The 20,510-nt window shown below is 39.3% G+C and carries 18 protein-coding genes; all 18 read left to right on the top strand.

Features of this window, described 5'->3' with window-relative positions; genetic code table 11:
• Positions 1-123 precede the first annotated feature (123 nt).
• The 18 genes from G596_RS0108400 (at position 124) to G596_RS0108315 (ending at position 20,510) form a co-directional block, all read left to right on the top strand.
• Complete coding sequence (locus G596_RS0108400; protein ID WP_026671250.1) at positions 124-672, top strand: helix-turn-helix domain-containing protein; 549 nt, start codon at positions 124-126, stop codon at positions 670-672.
• A 4-nt stretch (positions 673-676) separates the two neighbouring features.
• Positions 677-1,486 (top strand): hypothetical protein, encoded by an 810-nt coding sequence (locus G596_RS0108395; protein WP_022761395.1) that lies wholly within the window; start codon positions 677-679, stop codon positions 1,484-1,486.
• 205 nt (positions 1,487-1,691) lie between these two features.
• Positions 1,692-2,018 (top strand): helix-turn-helix domain-containing protein, encoded by a 327-nt coding sequence (locus tag G596_RS0108390; RefSeq protein ID WP_022761394.1) that lies wholly within the window; start codon positions 1,692-1,694, stop codon positions 2,016-2,018.
• Positions 2,015-3,313 (top strand): type II toxin-antitoxin system HipA family toxin, encoded by a 1,299-nt coding sequence (locus tag G596_RS0108385; protein WP_022761393.1) that lies wholly within the window; start codon positions 2,015-2,017, stop codon positions 3,311-3,313. The genes G596_RS0108390 and G596_RS0108385 overlap by 4 nt, the downstream gene beginning before the upstream one ends.
• A 250-nt stretch (positions 3,314-3,563) precedes the next feature.
• Complete coding sequence (locus tag G596_RS0108380) at positions 3,564-4,955, top strand: flagellin N-terminal helical domain-containing protein (protein WP_022761392.1); 1,392 nt, start codon at positions 3,564-3,566, stop codon at positions 4,953-4,955.
• A 141-nt stretch (positions 4,956-5,096) separates the two neighbouring features.
• Positions 5,097-5,399 (top strand): hypothetical protein, encoded by a 303-nt coding sequence (locus tag G596_RS0108375; protein ID WP_022761391.1) that lies wholly within the window; start codon positions 5,097-5,099, stop codon positions 5,397-5,399.
• Positions 5,400-5,420: 21 nt separating this feature from the next.
• The gene (locus tag G596_RS0108370; protein WP_022761390.1) at positions 5,421-7,241 is read left to right on the top strand and encodes a motility associated factor glycosyltransferase family protein; all 1,821 of its coding nucleotides are present in this window, start codon (positions 5,421-5,423) and stop codon (positions 7,239-7,241) included.
• Positions 7,242-7,258: 17 nt separating this feature from the next.
• Entirely contained in the window at positions 7,259-9,121 is a 1,863-nt protein-coding gene (locus tag G596_RS0108365) for a motility associated factor glycosyltransferase family protein (RefSeq protein WP_022761389.1), read from the top strand.
• Between the two features lie 53 nt (positions 9,122-9,174).
• Positions 9,175-11,049 (top strand): motility associated factor glycosyltransferase family protein, encoded by a 1,875-nt coding sequence (locus tag G596_RS0108360; protein WP_081646685.1) that lies wholly within the window; start codon positions 9,175-9,177, stop codon positions 11,047-11,049.
• Between the two features lie 7 nt (positions 11,050-11,056).
• Entirely contained in the window at positions 11,057-12,214 is a 1,158-nt protein-coding gene (locus G596_RS0108355; RefSeq protein ID WP_022761387.1) for an FkbM family methyltransferase, read from the top strand.
• 7 nt (positions 12,215-12,221) lie between these two features.
• Positions 12,222-13,820 carry a glycosyltransferase gene (locus G596_RS0108350; RefSeq protein WP_022761386.1) on the top strand — a complete coding sequence of 533 codons (1,599 nt, stop codon included), beginning with the start codon at positions 12,222-12,224 and terminating at the stop codon, positions 13,818-13,820.
• Positions 13,817-15,361: a glycosyltransferase gene (locus G596_RS0108345; RefSeq protein WP_022761385.1), complete on the top strand. Its 1,545-nt coding sequence runs from the start codon at positions 13,817-13,819 to the stop codon at positions 15,359-15,361. Before G596_RS0108350 ends, G596_RS0108345 begins: the two co-directional genes overlap by 4 nt.
• A gap of 18 nt (positions 15,362-15,379) precedes the next feature.
• Complete coding sequence (locus G596_RS0108340) at positions 15,380-16,342, top strand: polysaccharide deacetylase family protein (protein ID WP_022761384.1); 963 nt, start codon at positions 15,380-15,382, stop codon at positions 16,340-16,342.
• Positions 16,343-16,359: 17 nt separating this feature from the next.
• Complete coding sequence (locus G596_RS0108335; protein ID WP_022761383.1) at positions 16,360-17,403, top strand: hypothetical protein; 1,044 nt, start codon at positions 16,360-16,362, stop codon at positions 17,401-17,403.
• Positions 17,404-17,424: 21 nt separating this feature from the next.
• Positions 17,425-18,933 carry an L-fucose/L-arabinose isomerase family protein gene (locus tag G596_RS0108330; RefSeq protein ID WP_022761382.1) on the top strand — a complete coding sequence of 503 codons (1,509 nt, stop codon included), beginning with the start codon at positions 17,425-17,427 and terminating at the stop codon, positions 18,931-18,933.
• A 15-nt stretch (positions 18,934-18,948) separates the two neighbouring features.
• A complete protein-coding gene (locus tag G596_RS0108325; RefSeq protein WP_022761381.1) occupies positions 18,949-19,185 on the top strand; it encodes an acyl carrier protein in 237 nt (78 codons plus the stop codon).
• A gap of 15 nt (positions 19,186-19,200) precedes the next feature.
• Positions 19,201-19,686, top strand: coding sequence for a 3-hydroxyacyl-ACP dehydratase FabZ family protein (locus G596_RS0108320; RefSeq protein ID WP_022761380.1), 486 nt, complete (start codon positions 19,201-19,203; stop codon positions 19,684-19,686).
• Positions 19,683-20,510 carry a transketolase gene (locus G596_RS0108315; RefSeq protein WP_022761379.1) on the top strand — a complete coding sequence of 276 codons (828 nt, stop codon included), beginning with the start codon at positions 19,683-19,685 and terminating at the stop codon, positions 20,508-20,510. Before G596_RS0108320 ends, G596_RS0108315 begins: the two co-directional genes overlap by 4 nt.

Raw genomic sequence — 20,510 nt, 5'->3', positions numbered from 1 at the left:
TAGAAAGAATTATCGGCGCACGCTGTTTTAGCGTGCGCTTTTTTGATGCTACGGCCGGAAAAACCATCATTATAATGGTAATAATGCCTTTACAAACCATCAATTTAATGGTTAAATTATTATATGAAAACCAGAAAATTTATAACCCCAAATTCAATAGGTGCTAAGGAAATTAAGATATTAAGGAACAAACTTGGAATGACCCAGGCGGAGTTTGCACTTTTTTGCAATGTATCAAAACCTACGGTTGAGAGATGGGAGACTTCGGATAAGAAGATTTCCGGACCTGTAACGCTACTTGCACAGATAGTGCTGCGTCAGCCTGAAATAGTCGAGCAGCTTATGCTTCCGGAAAAGAAATATCCGCTAAGGCTATGGTATTACTACCTTGATACAGTCTGCACAATTATTGATGTGGATATAATTAATCAGAGAGTTTCAATAAAGAATTATACAGATAATCTTATTTATCGTGCGTTTGGCAGAAATGAGCATCCTACATTTGCAGACTATGAAGAGTTTCTTCGTTCCCGTTGCTTCCCGGAAGAGCGGGATAAGATGAAGCTTATGCTGAGGGAACTTGATATTCCTTTTTATGATCCGCTTATGATTATAGAAAAGACTGATGGCCGTATGGCTGAAGATGATTTTTGGATAAAGATTGAGAGATAAATGCATGGTGGAATTCTTTGAAGCTGATAAAAGAGAAGTAAACAGAAAATCTTCAAAAGGGAATCAGCTAAAGTTTGAAAGGAATGGGATATGGTATAAAGCTGACTATACCGGATATGAAGGTCTTTCTGAGTTTGTGGCATCTCATCTTATGCTAAAGAGCACAATGACCACATCTGAGTTTGTTCTTTATAATCAGGAAGAATTAAAGTATAAGAATCGGGTTTACATGGGAGTGTCCAGTGAGGACTTATTGAATTCCGGAGAACAGCTTATTACTCTTGAGAGATTATTTACCAATACATATGGCGTTGGTCTAAGCAACATGATTTACGGGATAAGTGACCATAAGGACAGGTTAAGACTCATTGTATCGAAAACAGAGGAACTTACAGGACTTACGGATTTTGGAGTATATATGTCCAAGATGATGGCTATAGATGCATTTTTCCTAAATGAGGACAGACATACTCATAATATCGCTGTGGTTTTATGTCCGGATGGTAGCTATAGATATTGTCCTTATTTTGATCATGGGGCAGGATTTTTGGCTGACACAACGATGGATTATCCGCTTGATGGTGATGTATACGATCTTATGGAGTCGGTTCAGGCAAAGACATTCTGCCAGGATTTTGATGAACAATTAGACATAGCAGAGAGATTATACGGGAAGCAGCTAGAGTTTAAGTTTGATAAGAAATATGTGGATAAACTATTAGACAGAATATATGGTTATGAAGATAGAATTGTTGAACGAGTTAGAAATATAATATATGAGCAGATGCGTAGATATACTTACATGTGTAAGTAATGCGTTAGAGTTTGTTGCTTTTGAATAAACGCTTTTGAATAAAAACGAATTATAAATAGCAACATGTTGCGAATTAAGCAATAATATAGGACTTAATTTGCAATATGTTGCTATTTATTGTATAGGGGAATATAATCTGATTAGAGAGAAGATAATAAGGCATTATTACATATTGTTTATGTGAGTGGGATAAGAGGATATAAATATGAATGCGCTTGGTTATACAAATGAATTACATAGAAAGATTAAAAAATATCGAATCGAAACAGGGCTTACACAAAAGGAATTGGCATTAAAAGCGGGTGTTTCAGCAAGGTCATTGTCGAGGTTTGAATGCGGAGAGGATATCTCCTTATCAAACTTTGTTAAGATATTATTGGCACTTGATCTCATTGATGCAGTAAATAATTCAATTCCTGATATGGAAAACCGACCATCGGTGCTTTTGGCAAAGGAACGGAATGAGGATAGGGAACGTGTTCGCAAGAAAACAGCTAAAAAGCAAACTTTTAAGTGGGGTGATGAGAAATGAGATTCGCTGAAGTATATCTATGGGGAACTCGTATAGGGACACTTCATCTTGGTGATGATGAAATATATGCTGAATTTGAGTATGATAAAGACTTTGTTGATGCTACGAGAGGGACAGATATTCAACTGTCACCGATAAAAATGCCTATCTCAAACAGAGTATATAAATTCACTGACATAGGAGATTCTTTTAGAGGTGTTCCGGGGATGATTGCTGACTCTCTGCCTGACAAGTTTGGTAATGCGGTAATCAGGTCATGGCTTTCCTCTCAGGGGAAAAGCGAATCGGATTTCAATGTTATTGATAGGCTTTGCTATACAGGATCACGAGGGATGGGCGCACTTGAATATGTGCCTGCTCAAGGTCCTATAAGTACGGATTCGGAAATAGTAGATGTATCTGAAATGGTAAAATTTGCATCGGCGGTACTTACTAATAGAGAGGATATAATTCTTGATGCTGAAAAGGATATGACATATTCTCAGCTTCTAAGGCTCGGCACATCAGCTGGTGGTGCAAGAGCTAAGGCTGTAATTGCATGGAATGAAAAGACCAATGAAGTAAAATCAGGGCAGGTTGACGCAGGTGATGGGTTCGACTACTGGATTATCAAATTTGACGGAGTAGGGAAAAACGGAGATCATGGCCTCGAAGATAGTGTGGAATACACAAAAATAGAATATGCATATTATAAGATGGCGCTTGATGCAAAAATTGAAATGAACGAGTGTCGCATTTTATCTGAAAACGAAAGAAATCATTTCATGACCAAAAGATTTGACAGGGATAATAATCAGAAAATCCATATGCAGACTTTGGCAGCTATTGGACATCTAGATTATAATGTCCCCAGACTTTGTGGTTATGAACAGGCAGCTAATTTTATGCAGGAAATGAATCTTGGCAATAATGAGGTGCAAAAATTATTCCGGAGAATGGTATTTAATGTTCTGGCAGTAAATCAGGATGATCACGTAAAAAATATTTCATTCCTGATGGATAGAAATGGAATATGGAGACTTGCGCCGGCATACGATATGACATTTGCATATGATCCGGATAATCAATGGCTAAAAGCACATCAGATGCTAATAAATGGAAAGAGTACAGGAATGTTGCGGGAGGATATTCTTGCCGCCGGAAGAAATATGGGGATTTCAAATGCTGTGTCTAATGCGATTATCGATGAAGTGGAGTATGCTGTAAATAATTGGATCAGGTATGCTGAGCAGGCGGAAATAAAGGAAAGTACCTATGAAATGGTCCAAAAAATAATAGATGAGCAAAGTTTATAAATAATTTATACTTTTTTTGAAAAAAGGGGTTAACTTTATGATAGTTGGTCCGATATAATGTATGTAAGAACTCAAAGTGCTTTTGTTTTTGTGGCACGGAACACAGAGAAATGCACTTGAGGATAGAGTAGGATAGCAGGGAGAGAGCAGCCTAGGAACTCCGCTCACCGGATATCCGAACCGAAACAAATTTAATATTTTTTAACTACGGCAAAAGGATTTGCCGCGTACACACACAAGGAGGTATATTATGGTAGTACAACACAACGTCACAGCGATGAACGCTAACAGAATGCTCGGAGTAACAACTGGTTCTCAGTCAAAGTCAGCCGAGAAGCTGTCATCCGGTTATCAGATTAACCGTGCAGCAGATGATGCAGCAGGTCTTTCAATTTCCGAAAAGATGAGAAAACAGATCAGAGGTCTTGATCGTGCATCCACCAACGCAGATGATGGTGTAAGCGCAGTTCAGACAGCAGAAGGTGCACTCACAGAAGTACACGATATGCTGCAGAGAATGAATGAGCTTGCAGTACAGGCTGCTAACGGAACAAACAGCTCATCTGATCGTCAGTCCATCCAGGACGAGATTAATCAGTTGACAACTGAGATCGACCGTGTTGCAGAGACAACCAAGTTCAACGAGACATATCTGCTTAAGGGTGGCCAGGGCTTCAAGGATAAGTACATGGTAGCTCATGATGCAGGTCTTGAAGGAACTCTTGCTGATACTGGTAAGAAGGGTGTATTTACAGCATACATTACAGCAGATACAGATAAGACTATCGCAGGTAAAGAGTACCACATTGGTGCAGCTGCTGATGCGGTAAGTTCAAAGCAGAATTCCATCGTTGGCGGAACAACTAAATCAGTTACTATCAACGGAACAACTTATGTCGCAGGCACAAGCTCACTTGATAACAATACAAATATCTTCAAGTATGGCGATGATGAGTTCACAGTTGATGAGATTAAGGCAATGATAGTTGATGGAGCTAAAGTTGCAATTGATGGCAAAACAACACGTACAGCAGTTGACTGGAAGCTTGACAAGAACATTTCTGTAAATCAGGCTAGAGATAAGATGAAGGATGCTCTCCTTCAGGCTAACAGAATCGGCGTTGATGCTAAGAAGCAGGGAAGTGTTGCAGTTGCGGTTAATGGCGGAACAACCACCAGTAACGGTACATTGTATACATTCTCTATCACTAAGCAGACAGCACATGTTGCCAAGGATCTTGGACTCCAGCTCCACGTTGGTGCAGATGCTGACATGAGTAACAAGATTACAGTTGGTGTAGAAGTAATGAGTGCTGCTAACCTTGGTATTCAGAACCTCAACGTGGTTGATAGTACAGGTGTTGCTGCAACATATGCAATTGATGCAATCGAAGATGCTGTAAAGAAGGTATCCGAGCAGAGATCAGCACTTGGTGCTGTACAGAACAGATTAGAGCACACAATTAAGAACGTTGATAACGTAGTAGAGAATACCACAGCAGCTGAGTCCCGTATCCGTGATACAGACATGGCTGAAGAGATGGTTACCTACAGCAAGAATAACATTCTTGCTCAGGCAGGTCAGTCAATGCTTGCTCAGGCTAACCAGTCCAATCAGGGTGTTCTTTCACTCCTCGGCTAATAACGTTAGCGATACTAGAGTACATTTCGTACACCATAGAGAGGGCTCTCCCGAAAGGGAGAGTCCTTTTCAAATAGCGGTATTTCATGATATAATTATCAATATATTAATTGAAGTGTCTGATTATTTTTAGGGGGGCTTATGAGCCAGTTACAGGATATGGGCAAACAGGTGATTGCCAATAATGAGAAGGCGGCAGATACTATTTACCAAAGAAAACCGGGGGGACCTGAAATGGTTGCACCGGTTATGAAGCTTCTTGTCACATTTACAGAACTTCTGGTTCAAAGTGGAAAAGCAGATGCTGAGCATGCATCTCAGATGCAAGAGTGGCAGGCTGACTTTGCAAGATTGGCTGAGGCTAATCAGGCGGGGGATTATATTCTTGTAGCGGATATTCTTCATCATGATCTTAACAGAGAGATTGAGCAGTGGATTAAATAGTAAATCTAAGGTAAGCGGTTTATGACTTTTGAGGGGAAGGAAATAAACGAATTACATAAGGATGAGAACCTTAGAAATAAAAATTTCGATGCTTTTGAAAAAAGATACAATATAAGGCCTAAGGTGGATCCGACTGAAGATAAAATGTACAGGATAGAAACATCATATGATGGACAGCCGGTACTATTTATTAATGGTGCCTTATCTGGTGGGGATCTAAGAATAAACAGTATATATTCTCCTTCGTATGAAGCAACAAGGTGGGCGCAAAAGCTAGAAGTTCCAAATAGAAGAACTACGACTATTATTATGGGTTTTTCTACAGGCATATATCTTCGAATGCTTTTGGATAGGTATCGTCCTGATACGACCTTTTTTGTTTATGAGCCAAATGAAGCTCTTTTTTCTTATGTCTGCGCATATGCGGATTTCACAGACATTATTTCACATGTAAGAATAAACTGGTTTATAACTGAATATCAGATAAACAGTATGACAAATGCGCTTCTTAGCGAAGCTATAACCTACAGATCTGAAACTGAGAAAATAGTAACACCTTTCTATAGAGAGGATGAATTCTTTAAGAATGTATCCCATCAGCTTGAAGCTGCCATGGCTACAAGCAGTGATTTTCAGGAAAGAACAGCCAGAGAAGCTCTCAGGTGCAGGATGTACGCTTGGAATCATATGGATAAGTCATATGTATTACCACAGTTAAGAGCGAGAATAAAACCCGGAGTAGCAGCGGTAATTGTTTCCGCAGGACCATCTCTTAATAAGAATGTCGAAGTGTTAAAAAAGATAAAGGGCCATGCTTTTATTATTTGTACGGACAGAGCGGCAAGTATTCTTGCAGAGCATGATATTAAACCGGATATAATAATAACCATGGATGCAGGAAAAAGTTCAAACTATTTGAAAATTGATGTATATAATGACACTTATCTTTTGTGTTCGTATCAAACTAACTCGGAAACTCAGAAATTATTTGAAGGAAGGTGTGTATTCTTTCATGCCCTTAAATATGAGCAGGAGCTGATTGGTGATATTGTTGGCGAGCAGGATTTTGACCATGGAGGGAATGTTGCTGGTGCGGCATATGTTGTATGTAGGAATCTGGGCATAAAAAGGATAATACTTGTTGGACAGGACTTGGCGTTTATAGACGGAAAACATCATGCGGATGATAAAGAAGAAGGAATACCAAATATAGAAAGGAAATATGTTGAAGGTAGTATAGAGGATAAGGTTGAAACAAATGAGGCGTGGATAGCTTTCAGAGATTTTTTTGAGAGACAGATAGCAATGGACCCTGACATTTCTGTAATTGATGCAACTGAAGGCGGTGCGAAAATACATGGTGCCGGGGTAAAGGATCTTGATGAAGTTGCTGATGAACTAAGTAGAGACATTTTTGACTGCGGCAAGCTTTTCGAAAATCTGGAATACACCCAAACACTAGAGGAGAAAGAAAAAACTGTCGAAATAATAAGACAATGGATATGTGATCTTGATGAAATATCCGATATTTCGAAGAAATTGGAAGCAATATGTTCGCAACTAATCAAAGCATGCAAATATCATGATATAAACGATGCTGAATATTCCAGAAAGAGAAAACAGCTTGGAGAGTGTAAATTGAAAATACATAAGAAGTGTGTGTATGAACTCATGGAACATTTGTGGATTAAGGATATTTACTCTATACCGGAATTTGTTCTTTTTATCAGAAATAATGAAGAGGCTCTACCTGTACTTGAAAACGCTAGAACATTCTATTCAAATCTTCCTGAGGATTGCAAAAGTTTAAAGCAGGAACTAATTGCTTCGATAAGCGGATAAGATTAAGAGGAAATGCTATGGCAGCTGATAAAATGCAAAGAACTGCAATAATAAAAGATGAGAAAATTAGAGAGAAGAATTTTGAGCTGTATAAACAAAGATACGGGGAAGAACTCACAATTAACCCGGATGAAGATAAGAAATACAGGATGGAAGAAGCTGATGACGGGGAAATAGTACTGTATATCAGGGATGCCGTTCCGGGTCAGGATCTTCGTCTTAACAGTATATACAATCCTTCTTATGAAGCAGCCAGATGGGCAGAAAAGCAGGAAATTCTTAACAGGAGAACAACATTAGCTATTCTTGGGTTTTCAACCAGTGTTTTTATAAGGGCTTTATTCAAGAAACTAAGACCTGATTCCATGTTTTTTGTCTTTGAGCCTTTGGAAGATTTATTTTCATTTGTTTGCGCCTTTGCTGACCTGAGTGACATTATCATGGAGCCAAGGATTAAATTGTATGTTACAGATAATCAGCGGAAAAATATCTCAAATGATATGGTGCATGACCTTGCAACCTTTAGGCCGGAATCTAAAGGAATAATTACGCCTTTTTATTCTGAAAATGAGGCGTTTACTAAGGTTTGCGCTGAAATGGAAAATGTAATGGCTTCTACAGCTTGCTATCAGCAGGATAGAGGAAGAAATGCCTTAAGATGCAGAATGTATGCATGGAATCATATGAGAAATGCTCATATTCTTGCGGATTTACGTGACAGAATACCTAAGGATATTCCGCTTATTATAGTATCTGCTGGGCCTTCTCTTAGAAAAAATGTAGAAGTGTTAAAAAAGATAAAAGGTCATGCATTTATTCTGGCAACAGACAGAGCATTGATAGTTTTAGATGAATATGATGTTACACCGGATGCAATAATATCCCTTGATGCCGAAAAGAGTCCGGACTTTATGAATGTTAAGGTTGCAAGGGATATTCCTGTCATATGTTCGTATCAGCTTAACATAGATAGTCAGAAACTTTTTTATGACAGGAGAATTTTCTATCATGCGCTTGGATATGAATACGATCTGATAGGACCTAAGGTAGAAGCTCAAAATGGGCTTGATCAGGGGGGGAATGTTTCAGGAGGTGCTTTTACCGTATGCGAATTTTTGGATATTAAAACCGTGATACTTATAGGACAGGACCTTGCTTTTTTGAACGGAATGCATCACGCGGACAAGAGAAGCGATGGGACTCCTACGGGAAAGACCAGAGAGATTCCCGGGATAGATGGGGGAACAGTCGTAAGTAATGACATGTGGATAGGTTTTAGGGATTTCTTTGAGAGAAGAATAGCTGCAAATCCTGATATGAGAGTTATAGATGCTACTGAGGGAGGTGCCTTTATTGAAGGGACGGAGATAATGACACTTGCGGAGGTTGCAGATACTGTATGCACAAAGGAGTACAATCTTCAAAAAATATTCGATGATCTTCCGTTCGCACAGGATGATAAAGAGTATGAGGAAACGCTAAAATGTGAGGATCAGTGGTTAAAAGATCTTGATATGATAGCGAAGAATTCTGAAGAGATTGAAGTTCTATGCAGACAGCTGCTTAGGATTAGTAAATATCAGAATATTGATGATGCTGCTGCTGCCAAAAAATTAAATAAAATGGATAAGTTAAGGCTTGAAATCTATGGAACAAGAATTAATACACTAATGGAAGAGTTTTGGATAGAAGATTTGTACTCAATCCCGGATTATACATTTATGGTTAGAAACAATGAAGAGGCTATCCCTGTTTTTGAGAGCGCAATGAAGTTTTATGGCAAATATCCTGAAGATTGCATGAGCCTAAAAAAAGAACTTCAAGAAGCAATTGCTAGAGGGAAAGAGGATTTCGAGAAAGAAAAAGAGGCTGAAAGATAGATCGAATATAGGGATGGATTTCCAAGTAGCAAATATGATTCTATTGAGGGGATATGATGACGGATATTAACGGAGTAGGCTCAGTGATTCCTCCAAGTTCTGGAGTCAGGCAAAAGAATTTTGATTGTTTTGAGAAACGATATGGATTACGTCCTGCAATTGGTAAAGATGAAAATGAAAAATATTATGTAGAAATATCACGGAGTGGGGAGCCAGTCTTGTATATAAAAAATGCTTTTAATGGTAGAGCTCTAAGGCTTAACAGCAGTTACAGCCCTTCGCATGAAGCAAAGGTGTGGGCAATTGACAGAATGAAGGCTCTGCGGAAAACAGATGTACTTGTTTTTGGGTTTTCTACCGGGGTATTTATAAAAGCTTTGCTTGCTTCAATGCGCCCTGATACTGAATTGTATGTTTATGAACCGTCTGAGGCGCTTTTTTCCTACATATGTGCGTGCGATGATATCACGGATATCATCAACAATTCAAGAGTGCATCTTTTTATCAGCAATTCACAAAAGAATCAAATGACTAGTGTAATCCATAATGACATAATAGTCAATAAGCCGGAGATATTCAGTGTAACTACACCGTTTTACAGTTCTGATGCGGCATTTAATCATATTTGCGAGGAGGTGGGAACACTAAGCGTTTCTCTTAGAAATTTCAAGAAGAGCCGAGGCCGGAATGCACTAAAATGTAGGATTCACGCCTGGACAATATTAGACAAGGCGCATCTTTTGTCAGATTTAAAGGAAAGGATACCGGATGGATTTGTAGGCGTTATCATTTCTGCCGGACCATCACTTAATATCAATGTGCAAAAGTTAAATGAGCTAAAAGGACATGCTTTTCTTTTAGCAACCGATAGGTCTCTTAGCACACTAAAAAAATATGATATTGTACCTGATGCGGCAATATCAGTTGATGCAGAAAAGAACTCTGAATATCTAGAGTATGCATTGGAATTGAAAATACCGATAATCTGCTCATATCAACTAAACGCATATACGCAGGATAGGGTGACTATTCTATCAGAGGGAAATCTTATATTCTTTGATGAAATTAGCTATGAGAGAGAACTCCTTGGAGATGGAAAAGGATTCAATTCTAACCTGGATCTTGGGGGTAACGTGGCCGGAGCGGCATACGTTGTTATGACTCTTCTTGGAGCTGGGAAAGTGATATTGGTGGGGCAGGACCTGGCCTACCTAAATGGAAAACATCACGCGGATTGTGTTGAGGATGGAATGGCAGGACTCGAGGGTTCGTATGAGGTACCTTCGGTAAACGGAGGTACTGTAAAGAGCAACGAAATTTGGATCAGATATCGTGATTTTTATTCAAGACAGATCAGACAAAATCCGGATATCAAAGTAATTGATGCAACAGAGGGAGGCGCTTTTATTGAGGGGACTTATATTATGTCTCTACGAGAAGCAGCAAGACTGGTAAAGAATAATAGTATTGACGTTGCAGGTGCTTTCGACAAGCTTCCGTTTTGTGTGGATGAAGCGGGAATGGATAGGGTCAGGGCAAAATTATCTTCATGGGAAAATGAACTTGATGAGATAAAAGAGATGGCAAACGAGCTTAAGGATCTATTTTATAAACTCCTTAACATGACAAGGACACATAGGATGAATGGTAGCGAATATGATGCTCTATTGCAGAAAGCTGATAAGATACGTAAAAGACTACCTTTGTTGGAAATGAATTCCATGCTTGAAGAATTCTGGGTTGAAGATATGTATTCTATTCCGCAGAAGGTTTTATATCTAAGAAGAGAGGATGAAGCAATTGATTCGCTCTCGGAATCAGCTGCCTATTACGAAAATCTAGTCGAAGATGCAGGAAGCCTTTTGGAGGAGTTTAGAAAATCTGGGTTAATTAAATATAATAAAAATCTGTCAAGCTGGGAAAGTTGATTAATATATGAAAAAAGAAATAGTTGAGACAATAAAATTAAGTAAGGAATTATTCAAGAATATTGATAATCGCATAGTTCCGGAAGGCGCCTGTCAATCATTACTGGCTTGTGCGGGCACAATTAACAGGGAATTGTATTGGTCAGAGGTGATCAGACTAGAATCAGGTAAAGTGGCGCCGGAGGATTCTGTTGATACGCTTAGGGAAATGGTTAATGTTTGGAATGAGTCTCTTACGAAGAGAACCTCAAGGGACTTGGAGGCAAGATTTTGGAGATTGTACGATTATTTTAAGCTGGTTGACAGCGACATTATTATCGCAAATACAAAAAAGACTCTGGGAACAAAGCCGAAAAAATTACGAGAGGCATTTGAGGATCTTCCAAGAAGATACACATTTCTTACAGGGAAAATAAGTGATCGTGACAATGATTATTCACTCATTACTGAGTATGTGAATATGATGAAGTCGGAAATAGAAAATTTCAAGTGGCTTTTTTTTAGACTTGAGGATAACAGGTCAAGAATGATTTTGATAAAGATTGTAGAGTATTGGTATTCGTTTGACATAACACGACTTGGTGATCTTCATGAAACTGTTTTCGACGAATATTTTGATTTGGATATACTACCGGATAACAAGGATGAGATTTTTGTGGATTGCGGAGCTTATACCGGAGATTCGGCCATGAAATTTTTCTATAACTATCCTGAATATAAGAAAATATATGTCTATGAAATTAACCAGGATACTATGCAAATCATGCAGGAGAATCTGGGAGGTCTTCCGAATGTGATTTATCGCCAATGCGGCGTGGGTAAAGAAACCGGAGAATTACACATTACAGGAAAAGGGGCAGGAACTAAAGTTACTGAAGAGGATACAGGCATGACAGCCAGGATAGTTGCCCTTGATGATGATATTACAGAGCCGGTTACAATGATAAAGATGGATATAGAGGGAGCTGAGAGAGATGCCATAGCAGGGGCCAAAAATCATATAAAGAATGAAAAACCAAAGCTTCTTATTTGCACATATCATTTACCGTCTGATATTTTTAGGATTCCGAGAATGATAGATGAAATCAGGGATGATTATAAGATGTATCTAAGGTTTTACGGAAGGGGTATCTGGCCGACTGATCATGTCCTTTTAACAGTTTGATGCAGCTGTGGCTTTTTTTGAAAAGGTGGTGGATATTGTGGATGAAAAGGCAAAGGATTTAAAAAGAAGAATATCGGCAGTGCTGGATGATGAAGAGTTTTTTAAATACGCGGATAAAATGCTTGCCCTTGGCGACGAGGTACTTTCTGGCGAATACAGTAAGGCTGTATTAAAAGAAATACGAACGAAATTGGATACAGAGTATACTGAAAAGCTTAGTGCTGATGGAGCTAATCTGGTTAAATTATTGAGCTTTTTGCAGTTACGGGTTTTGTTGGATCCGAATCCGGATATGTATGAGGATTTCCTTGAACTTATACGCAATAATCAACTGGATGTGGTTCATATTTATTTTTTGTGGTCCCAATGCAGGAATTTGCAGTTTAATATGCCGTCTGTCATATCCTCGAAAACAAAAGTGCTCTTTATGAAAATTTATAAGGATATAGTTGACGAGTATGAGAAACGCGTAGGAATGGATTTACAGAGAATCCCATTAGACGAGAGGAGCGAGAAAGACGTAATAATTATCACTTCTCAGTTTGTAGCTATCGCTCATGGACCTACAAAAAGCTGTTTTTTCAGGGCAAAAGCTCTTATACAGGAGGGAGATAGGAAAGTTCTTATTATTAATACCAATGATGTATTGCCTGAACATGGTGCCATTCCTGTTTACAGGATGGCAATCCAAAGCACGGTTAAGAAATTGGATAATATAGATACAGTCAGTGACGATGATGTAAAAATACCGTATTTTCAATGTGAATTCAGGATGCCAGACCCGCGAATTATCAGGGTTTTACTTGAAAATATTAAGGAGATAAAACCAAAATTCATCATAAATATCGGAGGATATAATATTACTGCAAGTCTAGCTAATAAACTTGTTCCTGTTCTCTGTGTTGGGATGGGACCAAGCCAGCTACAATATGATTACACTGATTTTTTTACATATTCAGTTAAGCCGACGGAGGAAGTCTATAAAGAACTTGAGTCCTATGGTGGAAGCAGAGATGCTTTGATTCCATCTGTTTTCACTTCCGATCTGAAGGAGCAGACAGAACAACATACAAGGAAAGAGTATGGGATACCGGAAGATAAGGTGGTTCTTGGAGTTATTGGTGGGCGCCTTGACATGGAAGTAAATGAAGAATTTATAGACTTTGTAAAGGACTTTGTCGATGAGAATATGAAAATTGTGTTTATGGGTACTTATCGAAATTATGATAAAGCCTGCAGCAGGGATGAGTGGTTTAAGGAACATACTATGTATATAGGGTTTGTGAATGATATTCTGTCACATATGGAGCTTTGCGATATCTATCTCAATCCCACGAGACTTGGCGGAGGGACTTCATCAGTTGAAGCTATGAGCAAGGGGGTTGTTCCTGTTTCACTTGATTATGGAGATGTCGCCTACAATGTGGGAGAGGAATTTGTTGATAAAACTTATGGAGAGATGGCAAACAGGATAAAAAGACTTGTAAATGACAAAAATTATTATCAGGCAATGTCTGATAAAGCAAAAGCAAGGGCTGAGTATTTATGTGATACAAAGCATAGATTCATAGAGACGATCCATGAGTTGGAATCGAGGTTGAAATGAACGACGATACGTTTGAAGAACTTTGCACACTTACTGCAGATCTCATAGAGTCCAATTTTGAAAAAAATAAAACTAAGATGGATGCGATATCCGGGCAGATATCTGAGAAAATTGCCGGGATTGATATGAAAGATTTTCTTCATGGATTAAGTATCGCTTTGGGTAATGATATTCAGATGTTCCTACTGTCATTTTCCGCATTATACTATGCGACTTCGGAAGAAGCGTGTCTTGGTTATATAGAATCCGAACTTGCAAAAGGAAAGCTTGATATACTTCGAACCTGTGCTATTGCTTTTCAGACAAGATCAAATTATTTCCGTAGAGGAATTAATAAGGAGTACAAAAAGGATAGAGAGCTTAATGATATTGTAGCAAAACAGTATTTTAACGGACTGAATGTCCAGATACCAATGATTCACTATGCGGATAGAGATCATAAGCTTATTGTCATATCAACATACATGCTTTTAGGTGAGACGCATGCTCCAACCAGATGGGTCATAACAGCTGTTAAATATTTACAGGAACTTGGATATGAAGTCATGGTTGTCATAGAGGGATATCCGTTTGATATAGAATTGATTGCACAATACTGGGTTGGCGTAATGTCTATTCCCAATAAGATTTTTCCGGATGGCTATTTTAGGGTTAAGATGCTTGGGATAGAAGTTCCATGTTATCAGGTTAATACATATGAAGATGATAGGGATAAACTGACATCATTTTTTGGAGATATATATTCGATGAGACCTGAACTGGTATGGAAGATAGGTGGCATGTATTGCTTTGATAAGATATTTGAATCGATGACTACCTATGTAACACTGGCATGCGGAAGAGGCTACGAGACAGGGACGGGACATCTGATGCTAAAGTGCCTCGAGACAGAATCAGATGGTGAGGTAGAGGATTTTCTTCACTCATTAGGACAGGAAACAGCCAGGATGCAATTCAGGGAGGCTGATTTTGATGAAGAAACCAAATGGCACAATTCAAGCCTAAGAAGTGATAATGGTATTGGCGAGGATGATTTTGTTATTGCTGTAGTTGGGAACAGACTGGACCAAGAGTTAACGGATAATTTCTGGGATGTTCTAAAATGCGTGGTTAAAAACTGCGAAGATGTGAGAATACTCCTTATAGGAGGTTATGAGAAAGTAATTGACGATGAATTATTCGATAAAGTTATAAATATGGGCTTTTGCGAGGAACTTGAAGAGGGGCTTAAGCAGATAGATCTCTTTGTTAATCCCAAAAGAGGCGGGGGCGGAACCAGCGCAAAACTCAGTATTAAGGCTGGAAAACCTGTTGTTACACTGCCTGAATGCGATGTTGCTTATGTTGTTGGTGAAGAGTTTGTATGCAATGACTATGGAGAAATGAAAGAACTGTGCATTAAGTATGTAGATGATGAAACATTTTACAAGCAGATGTCGGAGCAGGCTAAAGAAAACTATGTAAGAAAATACTCATTTGACATGAAGGAAGAGGTTAGAAAAGTTGTTGAAAAAGCCATTGAAATAGGAAAACGGCAGTAACCTGTAACGGAGGCAGAGATGAAAAAAATCCACATCGTGATGTATCACTATGTCAGGGATCTTGAGCATGGGAGATATGAGAATATTAAGGGGTTAAGTGTAGATGCCTTTCGAAAACAGATAGATTTTTTAAGTAGCAGGTTTAATCTGATAACAATGGAAGAACTGCTTGTTGTTGCGGAAGGAAATGGTGATATTCCGGATAATGCCTGTCTATTAACCTTTGATGATGGCTATATCGATAACTATACTTATGTATTTCCTATACTTGATGAAAAAGGAATACAGGGTTCATTTTTTATTCCGGCACAGCCTCTGGCAGAACATAAAATGCTGGATGTGAACAAAGTCCATTATATTCTTGCCAATGCAACTGACGAAAAAGAACTTTTGAAAAATGTCTGCGAGAGAATGGATTATTACAGGGGCAAAGAGTATGACTATCCGGACAATGAAGAGTTATTTCATGAATATGGCAAAGCAAACAGATTCGATTCCGGAGAGATTATTTTCATAAAGAGGATGCTTCAAACAGTTCTTCCCGAAGAACTGAGAAGTATTATTTGCGATGAATTATTCGAGAAATATGTCGATGTTTCTGAGGAAAAGATTTCTTATGAACTATATGTGAACGAGGATCAGCTTCGTGCCATGAAAAGGCACGGCATGCATATCGGAGTTCATGGGTATGGTCATTACTGGCTGGGGAATCTTAATACTAAAGAGATGCAGGAGGATATTTCAAAAGCGCTGGATGCCATGAATACATTTGTTGATTCTGACAGATGGGTTATGAATTATCCTTACGGAAGCACTAATGATGAGGTGGTCAATTATATTAAAAGCAGGGGCTGTGTTCTTGGACTTACAACGAAAGTGGCAGTTGCGGATCTTGATACAGATGACAGGTACTTACTTCCCAGACTTGATTGTAATGATTTTCCTCCAAAATCCGATAACTATCTTAAGATTGATTACTGAAGCAGGGTGTTAGTAGTATGAACAGATATGAAGAGCAGTATAATTTTCGATTGGCAAACGTTAACGACGTTCCCGATATCATGAAGTTTATACATGATGAATGGAGCGAGAGTCATATTTTTTCGTATGACAGGGAATTGTTTTTGTGGCAGTACGGAAGGAATGAATACGGCGATAATAAGAATATAAATTTTGTTCTTATGGAGAGAAAAAGCGGCGGATTAATTGGGATTGTCGGGTTTGTGGCCTACGATGAAAATAATAAAAATATTTCTCCGGCTATGACTAAGATCGTGACTAAAGATATTCTGCCTATGTCAGGTCTGGAGCTTATGAAGAGACAGATGGCTCTTGTTGGCGAAAAGGAGCATTTTGCCAGCGGAACAAATTCAAAAACGATTCTTCCGCTTTATATAAAAGTATTTAAGCATGTGACCGGAATAATGCAGCAGTATTACATGCTTAATCCTGACTTTGAGGATTATCTTGTAGCATCACCGGGAGAAGGAAGCAAAATATCCGATTATCATGAAACAGGTTATGGGCTTCGGGAAGTTGAAAACTTTGATGACCTACTAAGCGCATACGATTTAGACGAGAAAAATGAGAGGATGATATATAAGTCTCCTAAGTTTATTGAAAAAAGGTATTTTAATCATCCTGTATATTCATATAGAAAATGGATTGTAACTGATGAGAAAAGTAAGCCGGTGGGAGTGCTTTTTGGAAGAGAGGTAACTTTGCTTGACAGAAGATTATTAAGGCTTGTGGATTACAGAGGAAATCCGGGGCATCTAAGTAAGCTTGGAAAAGCGCTTCATATGCTGATGAAAGCAGAAAAATATGAATATATAGATTTGATGGTGTCTGATTTATCGGACTACCATTTGGATGAAGCGGGATTTGAACTTCTCGATCCTGACGGAGATACGATAATCCCCAACTATTTTGAGCCATTTGTGAAGGAGAACATAAAAAACTACTATCAGTCCAGAACAAACATTGTTATTTTTAAGGCGGATGGAGATCAGGACAGACCAAATACCAGGAATACACAGTAATTCGAATGAGGTGGGGCTTTTATGAATAATGTGCCGGATATAAAAATCGGAATTGTAGCAGTGAGCAGGAACTGTTTTCCTGAAGAATTATCAGTAAACAGGCGCGAAGCACTTGTCAAAAAGTATGTGGAAAAATATGGGACAGATGATATCTATGAATGTCCTATATGCATCGTCGAGAGCGAACTTCACATGGCAAGGGCTCTCAAAAATATTGAAAAAGAGGGTTGCAATGCATTGTGTGTTTATCTTGGCAATTTTGGCCCTGAGATATCGGAAACTATGCTTGCCGATTGTTATAACGGGCCTGTTATGTTCTGCGCTGCGGCAGAGGAGACCCAAGAGGATCTATTTGACGGAAGGGGAGATGCATACTGCGGCCTTCTGAATGCCAGTTATGCTTTGAGACTCAGAAAGACCAAAGCCTATATTCCCGAGAATCCCGTGGGTGACGCAGAGGAATGTGCGGACATGATCCATGACTTTGTTCCGATTGCTCGTGCTCTTATAGGACTTAGAAATTTAAAGCTTATATCATTTGGACCAAGACCCAGCAATTTCCTTGCTTGTAACGCGCCGATCCAGCCACTGTATGATCTTCATGTGGAGATAGAAGAAAATTCAGAGCTTGATCTTTTTGAAGCGTACAACAAGCACGCAGATGACCCTAGGATAGATGAGATAGTTGAGGATATGAAAAATGAGCTGGGAGATGGGAATGCACTTCCGGAAGTGCTTCCAAAGCTTGCGCAGTATGAGCTTACCTTGAAGGATTGGATAAGAAATCATAAGGGACAGCGTAAGTATGTGGCAATAGCAAGCAAGTGCTGGCCGGCATTTCAGACTCAGTTCGGATTTGTACCCTGCTATGTGAACAGCAGACTTACAGCGCAAGGATATCCTGTTTCCTGTGAGGTTGATATATACGGAGCTTTGTCTGAGTATATCGGAACATGTATATCTAGGGATGCGGTAACTATCCTGGATATAAATAATACAGTTCCGAAGGATATGTATAAAGCTGATATTGAAGGGAAGGAATTCCTTAAAGGACCATACAAAAACAGCGATTTGTTTATGGGATTCCACTGCGGCAATACTTCTTCATGCAAGCTTTCAAGCTGCAAGCTATGTAATCAGAGGATAATGGCAAGGACTCTGCCCGAGGATGTTACAAAGGGTACCATAGAGGGAGACCTTGTGCCCGGACCGACAACTGTCTACAGACTTCAAAGTGCGTCGGATACGAAAATCAAAGCATATATTGCTCAGGGTGAAATATTGCCGGTTGCAACAAAGTCTTATGGAAGTATCGGAATATTTGCCATTAGGGACATGAGCAGATTTTACAGACATGTGCTGGTTGAAAAAAATTATCCGCACCATGCGGCGATAATGTTCGACCACTACGGCAAATATCTCTTTGAGATATTTAAGTACCTTGGTATACCGGTGGAAGACATAGATTACAACAAACGAAGAGACAGATACTATTCGACAGAAAATCCCTTCCTTGAGGAGGATGAATAAAAAGGAGGCATTATCATGACAAACAAAGAAAAATATGTTGAAGCTTTTACAGAAAGTCTTGATGTTAAAAGCGATCAGGTTGAAGGACTTGAGTATCAGGGAATACCGGCATGGGATTCTGTTGGTCACATGGGCCTTATTGCTGCTATCGAGGATGCATTCGATATTCAGTTTGAGACCGATGATATCGTTGAGTTCAGTTCATTTGCAAAGGGAATCGAGATCCTTAAGAAGTACGATGTAGAGATCTGATGGAGGATATCGTATATGGAGACTAAGTATGAGCCCATATATAATATTGGGGCGTATGAGATACAGCAATATCAGCAAAACCGCTATCCGCTGTTTTTTCTTGATGTTGTTGAAGAGGTCAGACCCGGGGAGTATGTGAGAGCCAAGAAGAATTTCACTTATGATGAGTGGTTTTTCCCTGCTCATTTTGAGGATGAGCCCAATGTACCCGGATTCATTCAGATGGAGATTTTGGCGCAGACATTTATAATGACCTTCCTGTCTATTCCTGAGCATAAGGGGAAGAAAACGGCTTTCCTTAATGTAGATAATCTTCGTATGAGAAAAAAGGTTATTCCCGGGGATACCATGATAATTGAGGGCTTTTTAAAGAGCTTTAGGAGAGGTGTGGCTTCGGGTCATGTTGAGGCAAAGGTAAACGGTGAATATGCGTTATCTGCAGATCTGAAGATAGCACTTCCTGATATTATGCGCGAGTTTATTCCCGGAGGAGAAGGATGAGGTTTGACTATTCAGAGATTGAAAATCATGCCCGGAATATGAGAAAGCTGATACTTGATATGGGTAAGCATGCCGGTGGTCATGCTGCCCATATGGGCGGAGCGCTGTCTATTGCTGATGTAATGGCTGTGCTTTATTTTGGCGTGATGAATACAAGAGTTGTAGGCATGGGAGCACAGGAGAGAGACAGATGTATCCTGAGCAAAGGCCATTCTTCACTTGGACTATATTCTGCGCTTATTGAGGCCGGACTTATGGATGAATCTCTTAAGGACACCTTTGAAGATGATTGCAGTAGTCTGCTTGGTCACCCTGTCAAAAACAGGAATATTGGAATTGAGTTTACTAACGGCTCTCTTGGAATGGGATTGTCTATAGGAATCGGAGTAGCTATAGCCTGTGCTAAGAAAGAAATTGATAACCATGTATATGTTGTTCTTGGTGACGGAGAATGCAATGAGGGTTCCGTATGGGAAGCATTTATGGCAGCGCCAAAATTCAGGCTTGGCAATCTGGTTGCAATAATAGATTGTAATAGATTCCAGCTTAGCGGAGCCACAGAAGATGTGATGCCGCTTGGAAATATGAAAGAAAAATTGGATGCTTTCGGATGGGAAACAAAAGAAGTCGATGGACATGATATCGAGGCGCTTTGCAGTGCTCTTGATCCTGAAAAAGATTCCGAAAAACCTCTGGCTGTGATCATGGATACAGTAAAAGGAAAGGGCTTTTCGTTTTCGGAAAATGATAATTCCTGGCATCATGCGGTAGTTACTCAGAAGGCATATGAGCAGGGACTTAGTGAGCTTGGCTTTGGAGACTGA

Source organism: Butyrivibrio sp. AD3002 (genome assembly GCF_000420905.1).
Classification (GTDB): domain Bacteria; phylum Bacillota; class Clostridia; order Lachnospirales; family Lachnospiraceae; genus Butyrivibrio.
Note: the sequence above shows the minus strand (reverse complement) of the source record. Positions and strands in the feature narration are given on the sequence as shown.